11 protein-coding genes and 1 pseudogene are annotated in these 16,680 nt (G+C 43.4%); 2 read left to right on the plus strand and 10 right to left on the minus strand.

Translation table 11 applies throughout. From position 1 onward, the window contains the following. Positions 1-168: 168 nt before the first annotated feature. Together secE and rpmG are read right to left on the minus strand one after the other, a co-directional pair. Positions 169-345: a preprotein translocase subunit SecE gene (secE, locus tag AC3E6G_RS07640; RefSeq protein WP_048716699.1), complete on the minus strand. Its 177-nt coding sequence runs from the start codon at positions 343-345 to the stop codon at positions 169-171. Positions 346-354: 9 nt separating this feature from the next. After that, entirely contained in the window at positions 355-507 is a 153-nt protein-coding gene (rpmG, locus tag AC3E6G_RS07645) for a 50S ribosomal protein L33 (protein WP_006595433.1), read from the minus strand. A gap of 125 nt (positions 508-632) precedes the next feature. On the opposite strand from rpmG, the gene ypfJ reads away from it, so the two are divergent. Further along, positions 633-1,553, plus strand: a complete 921-nt coding sequence (gene ypfJ / locus AC3E6G_RS07650; RefSeq protein ID WP_490700766.1) for a KPN_02809 family neutral zinc metallopeptidase — start codon at positions 633-635, stop codon at positions 1,551-1,553. Positions 1,554-1,881: 328 nt separating this feature from the next. Here the strand turns inward: ypfJ and pbp2a are convergent, their stop codons facing one another. Then, positions 1,882-4,113 carry a penicillin-binding protein PBP2A gene (pbp2a, locus tag AC3E6G_RS07655; protein ID WP_490700767.1) on the minus strand — a complete coding sequence of 744 codons (2,232 nt, stop codon included), beginning with the start codon at positions 4,111-4,113 and terminating at the stop codon, positions 1,882-1,884. A gap of 183 nt (positions 4,114-4,296) precedes the next feature. Between pbp2a and AC3E6G_RS07660 the strand changes: the two genes are divergently transcribed. Beyond that, entirely contained in the window at positions 4,297-5,172 is an 876-nt protein-coding gene (locus tag AC3E6G_RS07660) for an RluA family pseudouridine synthase (protein ID WP_490700768.1), read from the plus strand. Positions 5,173-5,870: 698 nt separating this feature from the next. Here AC3E6G_RS07660 and AC3E6G_RS07665 read toward each other — a convergent pair. From AC3E6G_RS07665 to glf, 7 genes and pseudogenes are all read right to left on the minus strand, one after another. Continuing rightward, a pseudogene (locus AC3E6G_RS07665) lies at positions 5,871-8,904 on the minus strand (pneumococcal-type histidine triad protein); the annotation flags it as partial. An 8-nt stretch (positions 8,905-8,912) separates the two neighbouring features. Continuing rightward, positions 8,913-9,848, minus strand: a complete 936-nt coding sequence (locus AC3E6G_RS07670) for a metal ABC transporter solute-binding protein, Zn/Mn family (protein WP_490700769.1) — start codon at positions 9,846-9,848, stop codon at positions 8,913-8,915. A gap of 180 nt (positions 9,849-10,028) precedes the next feature. Beyond that, complete coding sequence (locus tag AC3E6G_RS07675; protein ID WP_490700814.1) at positions 10,029-10,127, minus strand: LPXTG cell wall anchor domain-containing protein; 99 nt, start codon at positions 10,125-10,127, stop codon at positions 10,029-10,031. Positions 10,128-10,232: 105 nt separating this feature from the next. Further along, a complete protein-coding gene (locus AC3E6G_RS07680) occupies positions 10,233-13,400 on the minus strand; it encodes a GBS Bsp-like repeat-containing protein (protein ID WP_490700770.1) in 3,168 nt (1,055 codons plus the stop codon). A gap of 115 nt (positions 13,401-13,515) precedes the next feature. Next, positions 13,516-14,571, minus strand: a complete 1,056-nt coding sequence (locus AC3E6G_RS07685; protein WP_455166536.1) for a glycosyltransferase — start codon at positions 14,569-14,571, stop codon at positions 13,516-13,518. A gap of 10 nt (positions 14,572-14,581) precedes the next feature. Next, a complete protein-coding gene (locus AC3E6G_RS07690; RefSeq protein WP_490700771.1) occupies positions 14,582-15,574 on the minus strand; it encodes a stealth family protein in 993 nt (330 codons plus the stop codon). Continuing rightward, a complete protein-coding gene (gene glf, locus AC3E6G_RS07695) occupies positions 15,571-16,671 on the minus strand; it encodes a UDP-galactopyranose mutase (protein WP_490700772.1) in 1,101 nt (366 codons plus the stop codon). The genes AC3E6G_RS07690 and glf overlap by 4 nt, the downstream gene beginning before the upstream one ends. Positions 16,672-16,680 lie beyond the last annotated feature (9 nt).

Here is a 16,680-nt window from a genome sequence, read left to right on the forward strand (position 1 = left end):
CTACCAGAAGGTAATCGTTTCATCACGATACTAAAAAAAGCCCTCTGGCTCTTGTTTTCCTAGCTCCATTATAACATAAAACCGGAGAAAGCAAAGAAGTTTCTCTTGTTTTTTCTTTATCAAGGCAAGAAAAAAAGCATCCACATGGGACGCAGATTTGTTTCTTTTTTAGAACATATCGATCAGCTTCAAAATACCTTTAGCCACTACTTGGTCAAACAAATAAATCAAGACCACGAAGAAAGCTGTGTACTCAATCACAGAGATAAAGTTTTTCCATCTTTCTTTACGAGTAGGCCAAGTCGTGTTTTTCAGCAAGACAAAAATATCTTTAAAAAATTTCACAACATTCTCCTATCTGGTTTCTTTATGAATTGTATATTTACTACAATGTTTACAAAACTTATTAACTTCTAGACGTTTTGGTTTTGGCGTCGCACTCAACTTGATTGAGTAGTTGCGTGACCCACAAACCGTACACGCTAGACTTGCTTTTTTTAATGCCATAACGCCTCCATTCACACTATTATAGCAAGTTTTCTACTATTTGACAAGCTCTTCCACTCTAAGGGAGCGCATTTATTTGGCTTTTCTCTATGATTTGGTACAATATAAAGGATAAAGGAGAAACTATGAAAAGCGATCATCTGAAAGAAAGTAAAAACATTGAAGACCGTCGCGGACAAAGTGGCGGGAGCTACTCATCTGGCCGGTCTGGTGGGAATTTAGGGGGTGGTATTTTACAGATCCTCCTCTCGCCTGGAAGCTTTAAGAGCAAATTGATCTTGATCCTCGTTCTCATCTTTTTGAGCGGGGGCGCTGGATTGAGCGGGCTCTTTGACCAGGGGCAGACCACGCAGAACTACAACTCAGGACAAGTCACGCGCCAAAGCAATACCCAGGTGAATGACGGAGATAGCAAATTCGTCAGTCAAGTCCTTGGAACCACTGAGGATTTCTGGGGGCAAACCTTCCAAAAAGACGGGCTGACCTATCACAAGCCCACCCTGGTTTTTTATACCGGCCAAACTCGTACTGGCTGTGGTGTAGGTCAAGCATCTGCCGGTCCCTTCTACTGTCCGACAGACCAAAAGATCTATTTGGATATCAGCTTCTACAAAGAGTTGACCACCAAATATAAGGCTAGCGGAGATTTTGCCATGGCTTATGTCATCGCTCACGAAGTCGGCCACCACATCCAAAACGAACTGGGGACTCTTCAAAGTTACCAGCAAGCCATCCGAGGAAAAAGCGAGACAGAAAAAAACGCCCTCAATGTCCGTTTGGAACTTCAAGCTGACTACTATGCGGGTATGTGGACTCGCTACATTGAAGTGCAAGGCCTCATGGATACAGGCGATATTGAAGAAGCGCTCAACGCTGCACACGCCGTGGGAGATGATACCCTTCAAGAACAAGCCTATGGTTATTCCGTCCCTGATAGCTTCACCCACGGGACGTCTGAACAACGCATGCGCTGGTTCAAACGGGGCTACCAATACGGTGACTTTGAACACGGAGATACCTTCAGCGTCTCCGACGAAGACTTGTAATGAAACTAAAAACAAAAGCCTTTCAGATCATCATCTGAAGGCTTTTTTAGCATCCTATCTACAGTGATCTAAGCTTTATAATGGCTGGGGGTATTCAATAAATATGTTTTCTTTTTTATGGAGTTGTTCAACTCTATCTTGAAACTTTCCGTCGTGAGAAAAGTGCTTGAAACATTACGTTTCAAGCACTCGGAATTATTGAGACCTTAGGCTCAATAATTAGTCATGGAACTTCTTCGAAGTTCGCTGACGTCCGTACTTACCTAAGGAAAGTTTCTAAGAAGACTTTGAATGGAAAGAACCTTCCCATCTTTTAAGCATCTATTTTTTAGAATCCAAACCAACCTTTAAAAGTATCCCAGGCATTTTGTGCTTTTCCAGGAATATCTGCTTCATCGATGGCTTTTTTGGCATCGTCTACGATACCTGCAGCGCGTTCTTTGACAGTATCAAAGAAGCCCTTGTCCTCTTCTGGACTCTCAGTTTCTGTTTCTTGACCGACAGGGGCAATGCCATTTTCCTGGTAAGAATTTTCCTCATTGTCAAAGCTAGTTCCTTCTGTATAAGGAAGGACGCTATTGGCTACATTTCGGAAGATCACTGAGGCTGTCTCTGCACTAGTCCCTGTCAAATAGTGGGTTTCATCCGTCTTAGGGAAACCTAGCCACTGACTAATGACCACATCTGGCGTGTAGCCAATGACCCACTGGTCACCAGAGAGATCCGGGTTGAAGTCTGTTTCAGTCGTTCCTGTTTTACCAGCCATGGTATAACCATACGGTGCTGCGTTGACACCCGTTCCGTTGGTAAAGGTTCCCAACATCATATTGGTCATCTTCTTATTAGCTGAGCTGCTAAGCACCCGTTTTGATTTCTGACTGTGACTTTTCACCACTTGACCGCTGGCATTTTCAATCTTCGTAATGAGATGGGCATCGTTCATCACTCCGTCGTTGGCAAAGGTTCCATAGGCCTGAGCCATCTGAAGAGGGTTGGTCGTCACACCAGATCCCAGAGCTACTCCGAGAGATTTGTCCACCTTGTCCATATTGAGACCAAATTTTTTCCCATAATCAAAGACAGTATTGAGCCCTAACTCATTGGCTGTCGCTACAGCTGGCAGGTTGAGAGATTCTGCCAAGGCTTGGTACATGGGAACGGTCGGACTACCTTGGATGCCACCATAGTTATCAACTGTATAACCGCCGTAGACCTTGGTCGCATTGTCCAATTCTTTATTGGTTGACCAGCCGTTGGCTACAGCTGGACTATAAACGACCAGGGGTTTAATGGTAGAACCAGGACTTCTAGCAGATTGAGTCGCATAGTTGTAGCTTCGGAAGCCAGCATCTTGGTCACTAGCCACGCGTCCAACGATCGCCCGCACTCCTCCGGTCTTAGGATCCAGGGCTACACTACCAGATTCTGCCCGCGTGCCATCTTCGGCAACAGGAAAGAGATCTACATTGTCGTAGATGACCTGCATGCTGGCTTGGTAATTCTGGTCCATCTCTGTGTAGATCCGGTAACCATTCTTGATGATATCTTCTTCTGTTAGACCATATTCGTTGACAGCCTCGTTGATAACCGCATCGAAATAGGACGGGTAGCGATAATCTTCTGACTTGCCTTCATAGGCATCCACCAGTTGTCCATGAATGTCGACTGCGGCGGATTGATCTGCTGTAGCTTGGTCGATATAACCAGCTGCGACCATATTTTGTAGGACCGTATTGCGACGATTGGTTGCGTTCTCGACTGAATAAAGGGGGTTATAGATTTCTGGTCCCTTGAGCATACCGGCAAGGACAGCTGACTGATCCAGAGTCAACTCACTAGCGGATACACCGAAATACTTCTTAGAAGCATCTTCAATCCCCCAAACCCCATTGCCAAAATAGGCATTGTTGAGGTACATGGTCAAGATTTCTTTCTTACTATACTTTTTGTTAATCTCGAGGGCTAGGAAAAACTCCTTAGCCTTCCGCTCAACCGTCTGGTCCTGAGAAAGATAGGCATTTTTGGCCAACTGTTGGGTGATCGTCGATCCCCCACCTGAGCGGCCGGCAGTCAAAATCGCCAGGAAGAAACGACCATAGTTAATCCCACTATTTTTGTAGAAACTCCGGTCTTCTGTCGCAACAACTGCATTTTGCAAGTTTTCACTAATGGCATCTAACTCAACGTAGGTTCCTTTTTGCCCCGTTAGGCTTCCTGCTTGGTTCCCATCTTTATCATAGATGATCGTGGTCGCCTTGAGGGCGTTTTGCAGATCTGCTACATTGGTCGTCTTGGCTATGTAGAAAAGATAACCTCCGACGACGAGACTAAAGGTCAGCCCAATCAGTAGGAAGATCTTGGTCAAGTGATACCTGCGCCAAAAGCGTCTGATCGGATGTTGGGAGTGAGATTTTCTCCGTGAATTCTCCGACCGGCTATAGGTTGGAGCTTGCTCCTCCCCGTCCGTTGATAATTCAACCTCTTCCGCAATCTTCCTTGGTTTTTTCTCTCGTTGGAAATGACGAATCATTCCCTCCATTAATTCTTTTAATTTGTTCATAGTCCCTATTTTATCACCTTCCTAACGTCTAGACAAGAAAGACCTTCGCAGAAACGGATGCTTTTAGTTTTCTTTAAGGTTGCCATCCAGTCCACTCTAGAGCGGGTTTTAGCAACTTGTTCCTCCTCTCCTTTTCCTCCTTCTCATCTTTTCTTTCCCCTTGCTTTCTGATACAATAACACTATGCAGTATACTATAACGATACCAAGTGCCTTGCCCGCTATGACGGTCAAAGAGGCCCTTGAAGATTATTTTCTCATCCCACGAAAGATTCGTCATTTTTTGCGAACCAAAAAACATGTCCAAGTCAATGGGGAGACCGTCCACTGGCAATCGATGCTTGAAGCGGGTGACCAACTCACCCTCACCTTTGATCCGGAAGATTATGAAGAAAAAGATCTCTTGACAGGGGATGCTAGCCTGGTCGAAACCCTCTATGAAGATGAGCACCTCATCATTGTAAACAAGCCGGAAGGCATGAAAACACACGCCAATCAACCAGATGAAATCGCCCTTCTTAATCATGTCTCCACTTATGTTGGGAAGACCTGTTATGTCGTTCATCGCTTGGACAAGGAAACCAGTGGAGCTCTTGTCTTTGCCAAGAATCCTTTTGTTTTACCCGTCCTGAATCGACTGCTAGAAGACAAGAAAATCCAACGAGACTATTGGGCCTTAATCCTAGGCAGCTTACCCAAAAAGAAGCTGGTTTATAAGGACAAATTGGGACGAGATCGCCACGATCGACGCAAACGCATTGTTGATCCTCGAAAGGGCCTCTATGCAGAAACCCATGTGACCAGCTTAAAGACTTTCAAACGCACCAGCTTGGTCAACTGCCAGCTCCAGACAGGTCGCACCCACCAGATCCGCGTCCACCTCTCTCACCATGGCCATCCGATTGTGGGAGATCCGCTCTACAACCCCGAAAGAGCTCCTCGCCTCATGCTCCATGCCCACCGCTTGCGGCTCACCCATCCCTTCACCTTAGAGAAAATTCAAGTCGAGGCTCCTTCTGCAAGTTTTGAAAAGGGATTAAAAGAGCAGACATCTCCATAGAGCCAAGCGACTGATGTTTCTAATCTAGTGGACTAGAAGAAGCTTTCAGTGTGAAGACAAAGTCATTTTAGAAACTTTCCTTAGGTGAGTACGGACATTAGCGAACTTCTACGAAGTTCCATAACTTATTAAGATACAAAGGGCGCCTGCGGATAAAGTCAAAATAGGAAGTTTGACGCAGAATCTTTCGATTCTAGGAAAACTTATCTTTTTGACACAATCCGTAGCCCGTGTTCAATTAGTTTTGAACCCCTTCGCTTTTCAATTTTTAGGCTCAGGCTAAAACAGTTCCCCGAACTGTTTTACTTTCAAAACTCCCGAGTGCTAGAAACACTATTGTTTCTAGCACTTTTCTCACAGCGGAAAGTTTTAAATCTTCTTAGATGTCTATAAATAAAAGTTTTTTTGAAAAGTATCTAGCTGTTTTAATGTAAAATAATAGTTTGTCTACATCTAAAAACACAGAATCGAATTGATTCTGTGTTTTCTGTTATTTCTGCATGCGTCCTAGTCCGTCGTTTCTTCACTTGCGACTGGGCTGACTTCTGTGTTTTCTGACTCTGGAGATGGAGTCTGAGCAGGATCTGAAGCTTCTTCCTTATTCAGGTTAGGATCACTCGTAGCAGGACTTTGAGGGGCTGGGGTTGCTTTGTCTGCTTCTACTGTCACTGCTGTCGATTGCGTCGCTAGCAAATCATCTCGAAGAGCTTGAATCGCCTGTAACAAGGCTTGCTTGTCGCTCTTTGGATCAGCTAGTTGATCAAAGAGGGCTTCTAAGCGTTCAAACTGAGCATCACTGGCTCCTTTTTCGACCAATTGTTGGTGGAGAGCGATCAACTGGTTATAAATCTCTTGATAGAGGGCTACGTCTCCAAGTTTAGGTTCTTCTGTTTTCTTTTGCTTTTGTTGTTCAATCGTTTCACCAACTTCACGCAAAAGAGTTTTCCCAGTTGTCAAAGCCGTGTCAGCATCTGGCTCTTGGCGCACCTGTTCCAAACGTTCTTCAAAAGCAGGACGTTTGCTTTCTTCTACTTGTGGCAAAAGAGTGGAGATTTGATCGAAAAGGGCTGTTAAGAGATTAGAGCGTTGACGAGACTCTGTCTTTTCATCCAGATCACCGTAGACCCCCTTGAGGAAGTCGTAAACAGCTATATTATAGGATGGAGCATCTGCCCCCTTTTGATCCAGAACTGTTTTTTCAATTGGATAGGTTGGAGCATTTTCTTGGGACAGTAGCTGGTCAATCGCTTGTTTAGCTTGGTAAAGCTCCATGAAATGGGCTTTTGAGTCCCAAGCTTCTTCAAAGGCCTGAGCCCGGTAAAGTTTCAAAGCAAGGTCTGCTGCTGTCGCCCGCAATTCCGGTGTTAAGCGCGCATCGCTTAAACTTTGGTAGAAATACTTGAGGTAGTCTACCGAAGTCACACCGGTCCGATCTTGCATCTCCTGAATGGCATGTAGCAATTTTCCTTCTTGCTCCAATCGTTGACTATCCTTGGCTGTATAGACTTCCTGCAACTGAGAAACGAGGCTCTCTTTCTTGAGTTGGAAGGCTTCGGTATCTAACAAGCGAACTTGTTCCAACAATTCCTGATAGCGACGGTCCAAGGCTGTTTCTTCTTTTGGTTTGACTTCCTGGGTCGCATGGATATATTCCTTGTCAACTTGCTCAAGACTTGCCAAGTAGCCTGCTGTTGAATTGCTTGGGAAGTTTTTAACAGTTTCTAAGAATTGACCCAAGTTCAACTCAATCCGTCTTTGTTGCAGAGGGTCTGAAGCGTATAAAGTCCGACTTTCTGCTAAGAGTTGGTTGACTTTGTCCTCTACAGCTTTCTGATCCAAGTCACCTTTCTGGTAAGCTGCTTGGATGGTCGGTAGACGGTGAGCCAAGTAGTCCGTCAAGCCTGCTGAGCGCACCTTGATATAGTGGTTATGGTCCCCATGCGGAATGACAAACTGACCATTCTCGATTTGCATCGTATATGGGGAAATACCAGAGCGAAGCGCTGTTGCATAGAGCTCATTGATAAAGTCTAGCTCAGGATTTCCTGTTTCAAGCGGAATCCGAACATGTTCCTTCCGAACTGCATAAGGGTGGATATGGGTTGGATCGTATTCTTGGTCTGGATTGTTAAAGACAAAGAAACCATTGGAAATCTTGATAGCTTCCCGAGGAACGCCGTAGGTCTGGCTAATGTATTGGATTTTTTCTTCATCCGAAGCATCGCGCGAATAGGTCGCCACATCATCCGTCAGTGGTTGCCCCTTGTCCTCTTCCTTCTTACCAGCTAGCACTGCCTCTGCAGCTGCGATTTCTTGAGGTGAGAGATCCTTCTTGTAGAAGTAATGGGCATGGTCTCCGTGAGCGACCATATAGCCCTCGTCATCCTTGCTGATGACCTGATCTGCATGGAAACCATGATCGTGCTCATGGGCCTGTTCATTTTCATGATGATGATCATGATCGGCTTCATGGTCCTCATGGTCATGCTTGTGATTAGGATCCTCCTTCTCGTGGTCGTGGTCATGATCAACTGGTTTTGTGTCTGGGCTTGAAGGTTGAGTTGGCTTTTCTTCTGTTGCGACAGTCCCAGTTTGAGAACGAAGGACTTGATACTGGCGTGCCAATTCCCGCTCTAAAGGCGAAAGCACACTATAAGGGATAAAATGGAAGTGATCCCCATGCGGATACACCACTCCTTGCTCTGTCCATTTGGTAATTTTGCTTGGATCAAAGACAGAGCCATCCGACTCAACATGGCGCTCTGAAAGTGGGGTATGCTGCAACTCTTTCTGTAGGCTTTCCAGGCTTCGCCCTTCTGTCGTCACTGTTGGATGAGGAAGAGGAGTTGAAATCGCTGGAGTGACAGGTGCTGGAATCGGTTGATTCGGATTAACCGGTGCAGTCAACTGGATAGAAGGGGGCAATACAGGTTTTACCTCATTTTTCCCTCCCCTACCATTTAAGATAGATAAGGCAGCAGCTAATTCTCCAGCTGATAAGGCGCTCTTCGGAATAAAGTGGTAATGGCCACCATGAGGCACAATGAAGCCATCCCCGGTATCAGAAATCACATCCCCAGGATGGAAGACATAGCCATCATCTGTCCGGTAGCCACCTTGACTTGGCTTAGCACCTGCTGTTAGACTTGCTACTGTTTTCCCTTCACGTAATGCCTGACTCGGCTGGCTGAAATCACGAGTTCCCCCAGATTTTTGGGCATTCTCTTTCGAACCTGAAACCAGCTCTCCTTTTTTCTGTTGGGCAATTTCCTCCACCGAACGGACATTCAGCGTATGTTGTGGATCGGTTAGATAAAGGTAGTAGGTCCCATCCTTCTTGATAATATAACCATCTCGTACCTGTGTGACAATGTCTGATTGTTTCAGTTGGTAAGTGGGGTCCCGTAAAATCAACTCCTCACTAAAAATCGCATCGTAAGGAACCTTGCCATTGTAGTAATGGAAATGATCTCCATGGGAAGTCACAAAGCCCTCATCAGTAATTTTGACCACAATCTGCTCTGCCTGGATCTTTTCCTTCGAGTTGACGGTTTCAATGCTTTCTTCCTGCCTGTTTGAGCTGCTAGCTGATTTTTTCTTGTCTCCTTGTAAATACTGCACCTGATTCTGATTCTGTTTGTCTTCCTTGACTGGCGCTTGCTGACTTAAGGCATAGGCGCATAAACCCAAACCTAGGGTTGCTACTAATCCAATCGTTGCTTTTTTCTTCATTCTTCTACTCACTCCTGTAATTCTTTGGCTAGACTCGCCATATTTTCTTCTAGGTTCTCCAAGAAATCTTTGTTATTTTCCGGATCTGCTTCGAGAGGATCCAAGACCTTCACCTTTGCCCCTGTCGCTTTGGCAATGCTATCGGCCACCTTAGACGAGGTATGCTTCTCAACAAAGATGGTCTGAACTTGATAGTCCTGGACAAACTGCTGAATCTCAGCCAACTGACGGGCTGTTGGTTCCTGCTCCGGCGAGATCCCTGCAATTCCTAATTGTTTCAAACCAAAGCGCTTGGCTAAATAAGAAAAGGCTGTATGCTGGGTCACAAAGGTTTTTTGCGTCGCTTTTTCAAAGAGAGGTTGGTATTTGTCCACCAAAGCCTCACAGCGTTTTTCAAGCTTTTGGGCATTGGCCTCATAATAACTTCTATTTTCTGGATCGATGTCTCCTAACTCTTGGGCGATGATCTTCCCTTCTTCAGCAATTTTCAGTGGATCCATCCAGGTATGAGGATCATACAAGTGTTTTGCATCCTTCCCTTCCGTATCCTCAATATCTTCTAAGCCAGCGACCTTATCCAATTCCATTCCCTTGCTGGCTTCGATGACCCGCAGTTTCGAGTCTTGCAAGCTAGGATCCAGACGTCCAGCCCAAGATTCGAGTGTTTGAGAATGGTAGACGAAGACATCCGCATCATAGATCTGGGCTGTCTCCTTGGCCGAAGGTTCGTAATCATGAATCCCAGCGCCCGACTGAACCATCCAGACCTCGTTGCGATTGCCTGAAATTTCCTTCACCAGCGAATAGACAGGATAGAAACTCGTCACAATTTTGAGCCCCTTTTTAGTAGAGCCAGCTCCCGAACTTTTCTGGCTCCCACAAGCCACTAACAATAAGAGGCAGACGAATCCAATTCCTAAGGCTCTTAGCTTCCTCCCAAACATATATAAATCCTTTCTTTTTCTTAATCGGTTCATTAAACGGTTAATTAACTAGTTAATGATAACGCTAATTTTTTAGTTTGTCAAGGATTTTTTTGTATTTTTTATCACACAAAAAAAGAGGCCCCTAAGGGCCTCTTCAATACTCTCGATTAGTTAGACAAGATTAATCAAGCCTTGCGCTTATTTTTTCTTCTTTTTAAGGAGATAAGCTGCACCGCTTGCTACTACAAAGGCTAATACCAAGCTAATCAAGGAGATGGTAGGACCAGTGCTTGGCACTCTTGTCAAGTCCGCAAAGAATACAAAAAACCAGCCCTCTTTCAGAACTGGTTGTCTTTCTATTATAGAAAAGTACTTAGGCAAAAATGCTGAAAAGCTTGTATGTTATTTATAACGTGGTGTCGCAAATCCACGAATATTGCCGTGTCCGATACGGTATACATTGCGTTTGACAGTTCCAACATAACCGGAATTTCCTTCGATTGTATGAATCAGTCCATTTTCAACGTATTCAACAATTCCAATATGATCCGCAAATCCATTATTCGGTTGAGAATCTTGGTCCCAGTTAAAGGTAATGATATCACCTGACTTCGGTGTAGAAGCCCCGTTTTCATTCCAAATACCAAGATTTTTAAAGATTTGGATATGGCGTTCCACTCCACACTCACGACCAATCAAATGACTAAGCCCTTCGCGTTGGAAGACTGTTGTGACAAACACATCGCACCAATCATCCGTATTCTTCACAGGATAGCCTACTGGCAACGGATGGACACTATTGTAATCTCTGACCAATTTAAGGTGCTCTGGAGATCCAGTCTCAACGCCAATCAAGCTTGACGCTGCCTTTAGAACTCGACCTAACTGACCATCTGCATCTTTTGCAGAAAGATGCTTCAGATAGAGCTGATTTCTAGTTACAAAGTTCCGGTTTTCTACCTGCAGCGTTGTGCCACCAACACCAACCTGACTACCATCACCCTGGATATAGTACAAATGGACATGGTAAGTACCTGTCGAAAACTTATGGTCAGAAGCCTTCACGCTTACCTTGTAAGTCCCATCGGATTGACGAGTCGCTTCATACCAAGTCAAATCATCCTGACCATTTACCTCAGACCAAGTTGGTACTTGAACAGTACGTACACCTTTAGGACTATAGACATTACTGATAATGACATCGAAAGTGCCAGTGTCTTTATTGTTATTAACTACTGAAATGGTGCCAACTGGCTTATTATGTTTCACATCTACAATCGTTTCGGTGACATAATGACGTTTGTTTGCATTATCAACGATATAAACATCTGCACGGTAATTACCTAGAGAATTCTTATGCTCGCTAGTCTTGATTGTTACACGGTAACTACCGTCAGATTGGCGACTAGCCTTGTGCCAAACAAGATCATCTTGTCCATTAACGAGACTCCATGATGGCACCAAAACTTCTTTGACACCATTTGGTGAAACGATATTGCGAATAACCGCATCAAAAGTACCTAAATCAGCATTATTATTTTCAATAGAAAGTCTTGCACTAGGAAGAGTTTGCGTAACTTCTACCACTTTTTCAGTGAGGTAGAAACGTTTGTTTGAATCATCTACGATGTAGGCGTCGGCACGGTATTTACCAGTTGAATTCTTATGATCCGTTGCCTTGATCGTCACTCGGTAAGAACCATCGGATTGACGAGTTGCCTTATGCCAGATGAGGTCATCCTGACCTCCAGCTAAACTCCATGAAGGAACAAGAACCTCTTTCAAACCTGTAGGAGCAACAATGTTACGGACAACTGCATCAAAAGTACCCGCTACAGTATTGTTATTTTCAATCGTAAGAACACCAGTTGGTCGAGCATAATCAACAGATACTACTTTTTCAGCAATGTAGTGGCGATTGCTAGAGTTATCCACGATGTAGGCATCAGCACGGTAATTTCCTTTATTACCCTTATGCTCACTTGCCTTAATAGTTACACGGTAGCTACCATCAGTTTGCTTAGTCGCCTTATGCCAGACAAGGTCGTCTTGACCTTTTTCAAGACTCCATGATGGAACTAACACTTCTTTAACACCTAATGGTGCTGAGATGTTAGTAATAACGGCATCAAAGGTACCATTCTTAGTATTATTGTTTTCAATAGCAAAACTTGCTTTTGGTTTCAACTGCTCAGATGTCTTGCCAATGAAGACTTGTGTGGTTGTTCCACCTACACCCGTCATCTGTCCATTATTCTGAACATAGTAAAGGTGGATATTGTAAAGACCGGTTGAATTTTTATGGTCCGTTGCTTTTACGTTGACGGTATAGGTCCCATTTGCTTGACGGTTCGCTGTATACCAAACAAGGTCATCTTGACCACCTATTTCTGACCAGATTGGTACAGACACTATTCGAACCCCGTTTGGCGCCTTAACATTTGATATTACAACGTCAAAGCGACCCGCCATGGTATCGTTATTGACAATGCTGATCTTACCACTTAAGGTGCCTTCTGTCGGGTCAGCTGCGGGTTTTGCGTTCGCTGTAAAGCGACCTGTATAGTCCACACTATGGTCAAAGAGGTGTTTGCCTGGAAGCAATTCCGCTTGAGAAGTGAACTGCCATGCTCCAGCTTTTCCATTGTAACGCAAGCTTTTCGCATCATTAACAGATAGTTTTGGAGAAGGATATTGGGCAACCCAGAAATTTTGAAGACCAAATTGAGCGGTGTTGACAGGACCTTTCTTTCGAAGATTGTTTTCATCCAACCAGCTGGCACTAGTATAGAACATCAAGTTGGTGTAGCCATTCTTGCGCATTTCATCCACCCAAGCTTGAGTATTGCGGTTGATATTTGACTGCATCTTAGCATCCTCAAAGTTATTGACCATGAGGGTATTTTTTGGAAGATTCAAGCGTTGTGCTGCTGCAATATAGAATCGCGCTTCTGCACGCGCTGCTTCCTCAGAAGTATAGCGTGAGAAGTGGTAGGTCGATACTTGCAGACCCGCCGCTTGCGCATTGCGAATTTGATTTTCAGCATTTGGATTCTTGTACCAGATGTCTTCTGTCAATTTAACAACGACACCGCCCACACCTTTATTAGCAAGAGTACGATAATCTTCAATACTAATATCTCCATTATGGCTACTCACATCAACGAATGATTTTGGCTGAACAGCCACATCCGTCGAGCGACTAGCTGGAGCGTTTGAATCCGTATTGAAAAAAGTAGTACTTCCTGTTACAGGTTTCGCAGTTGACTCAGAAGATGGGACAGATTCCCCTGCTGAAATAGGCTTTGTTTCTACCTGTGGCTCTTCTACCTTCGTAACTTCTGAGCTAGTGACTGGAAGGTCTGTTACTGGGGCTGGTGCCACATATTGATGAGTCCCTACTTCTTGCTTTTCCTCGACTACTGGTGCTGAGTTAGCTGGTGTCGTTACTGCTTCACTTTCAGTGACTGCCGATTCTTTCACTCCCACTTCATCGGCATGGGCAACTTGAACAGACGCAGCTAGCAGTACAGCTGCACTGGCAAAATAAATGAAATCCTTTTTTCTCATTTTCATTCCTTAAATCATATTTTATACTGTTTCTATTGTAGCACACAGACCTGCATTCGAAAAGGTTTCTAGGCGTTTTTTCTACGGAATACAAAAAAGAAGCCTTTTCAGGCTTCTATTTTACAATTTTATTCAAGGCATTTGTTAAATAACTTCCATTACGAATGTTTTGACCAATACTTTTTGCATTGACAAGCAAGTCTTGATAGTCCTTATCGTCTAACTGTTCAATCGCTTGAGAGAGGTCATGTAGCGATTCTACTGCAATCCCGCAGCCCTTCTCAAGCACAAACTGAGACAAGGCTGACTGTTTCCAAACCACAAGCGGGAAGCCTGAGGCCAAGTATAGTGACGCCTTGTGAGAGTTGTTGTAGCGAAGATACTCGCCAAAGACACCACTACAGGTTTCTGCACTATCCCCATCCCAGACCAGTCCAAAACCACCCTCAAGGGCTGCAGGCAGTTCATCCGGTAAGAAGGAACCAAAGTAAGTCTCATTTTCTAGTGCCCTACTCTCGTCAAAACCTACACCATAAAGGTTATATGCAGGTTCTACAGGAAGAGCATAAAGATAACCAGCTTTTTCCTTTGCCAAATTACCAGCTACAATAATGGGCTGGTCTTTTGTTTGGTCGCTCTTTTCTTGGAAATTTGGAATCAAATAGTCAAAAATGCCAAGGCTAACAATCTTATCTTCCTCAATTCCCTTATCCACTAAAACAGATTTCATAACCGGGTTGTGAGCAATAATTCCTGTAACACTACGGAACGTATCACTTTCAGTTAGTTTCATCCGTAACTTCATTCTAAATGGTAAGGTTTTATCATTCACAAAACGCAGTGTTTCCAAATCATGAACTAAAAAATAGACATCTGTACCCCTGTTTTTAAGTTTTTTTAGTAAATGGTTAAGAAATAAAGAATGATGTAACAAAGGAAATTGAATTATGATCTCATCATTTTTCTTTAGGTCTTTGAAAGCTCTAAAGAGAGCTCTATATTTATGAATCTGTGCCCTAAGAACATTCATTTGATACCAGTCATCCACCAAAACTTTCAACGGAGAATAACCTAATTTATTTAAAATTGCTTCAACGTCATTACGTGCTTTATTTCCCGCATTTTTAGAATTATTGTCGTGTAAAAATTCTTCTTTTAAATAGTATTTCATCTTTTACTTCTCATTTTTCATACGCTGATTTTTTAGGATAATATTCATTTAAAATTTGCTTGAAATTAATGATATTTTCTTCCCTAAAGTCACCATCATCATTGACACAAAGCAGTTTTTTACGTCTATCTTTAAAAATAGATTCCAGCTTATCCACTTGATTTAAACCAATTGTTTCTCCAAAATTTTTAGACATAGGATAAAACTGATTACTTTCAATTTGCCAGTTAGAACAAACGTATTGATTGACATCTACCCCATAATCTCTAATCTTATTTCTGGATGTTCTATCCAAAGTTTCACCTTCGATGTCCCACAAATGTGACAAGGTACTCTTCTTCATCGGTACAGGCAAATGCTGATTCACATAGCCTGTCGGTCCCCATGGTAAGAGTAACAAGTTTTTCAAAACCAAGGAACCATAACGAAAATTAAAGAATTTCCAAGGGGAGGATTTCATAGCCTTCTTATTAGGAAAATGGCGATAAATCAACTCAACATTATTGTGATAAGTATTCGTAAATGGTGACCAAGGAACCAAAGCATCATAAACCGCTAAAAGCTTAGGTTGCTCATTCTTATAAAAATCTGAAGGTTGACTATCTCTGATTAAGTACATATCATCATTGAAATAGAGATAGTTTTCCGACAAGCCTTCAATCCGATGGAGGTTAAGCTCAATAGCCGCTGAATTATAAGTAGGTAGATACTCTTTAGGGATAAATTCCTTATGAGTGACCAACTTAAGTTTTGGATGCTCCAAGTTTAACCATTCCGGTTTTTGTCCATTGGTGACTAAGTAAACATGATTTACCCAAGGAGCATGCTTTTCAATCATTCGAAACCAATAATTAAAAATACCATAATCACGATAACGTTGCTCACCATCGATTTCTTGGTCTATTTCTGCTATTTGACCTGTCACAGCTTGTTTCTCGCGGATAAACTCTGGGTCACTTCCATCGACCCAAAGAACCACGATATCAATTTTGTCTTGTGTCATTTAGTAAATTCTTTCTCAACGACCTCTAGAGCACGCTCAATGACCACGTGCATATCGTAGTATTTATAGTCTGCTAGGCGTCCACAGAAGATGACCTTGTCATTTTTAGCAGCTTCTTCTTGGTACTTGGCAAACATAGCATTATTCTTTTCATCATTGATTGGGTAGTAGGGTTCATCCCCACGTTTCCAGTCAGCTGGGTATTCACGGGTGATGACTGTCTTCGGTTGGGTTCCATACTCGAAGTGCTTATGCTCAATGATACGAGTATAAGGAATCTCACGTTCTGTGTAGTTGACCACAGCATTACCTTGATAATTTTCCTCATCCAAAATTTCGTGTTCAAAACGCAGGCTGCGGTACTCCAACTCCCCGTGCTTGTAGTCAAAGTACTGGTCAATCATCCCTGTGAAGACTACTTTTTCAGCTGATGCTTCCAGCTCTTCACGATTGGCAAAGAAATCAACCCCAAGCTCTACTTCGACGTCCACCAACATGTTTTCAATGATGACGTTGTAGCCTCCGATTGGAATCCCTTGGTAACGGTCGTTAAAGTAGTTGTTATCAAAGGTCAAGCGGACTGGAAGGCGCTTGATGATAAAGGGTGGAAGGTCTGTCGCAGAACGGCCCCATTGTTTTTCCGTGTATCCTTTGATCAACTTTTGATAGATATCTGGACCAATCAACTTGATAGCCTGTTCTTCCAGGTTCTTGGGCTCAACATCCTTCATATCCGCCGTTTGCTGAGCAATCTTATCCTTGACTTCTTGTGGTGTTTTAGTTCCCCACATAGCGTAGAAGGTATTCATGTTGAAGGGGAGATTGTAAAGGCTACCCTTGTAATTAGCCACCGGTGAGTTGATATAGTTATTAAACTCAGCGAACTGGTTGACATAGTCCCAAACTTTTTTGTTGGACGTATGGAAAATATGGGCACCATACTTATGAACATTGATTCCTTCAACTTCTTCACAATAGATATTTCCACCGATGTGGTCCCGTTTGTCAATGACTTTTACTTTTTTGCCACGCTTGGTCGCCTCATGAGCAAAAATTGCCCCCGATAAACCAGCACCAACAATCAGATAATCGTACATAGTTATCTC

The sequence above is a fragment of the Streptococcus sp. SCPM-O-B-23252 (M501) genome, assembly GCF_058200355.1.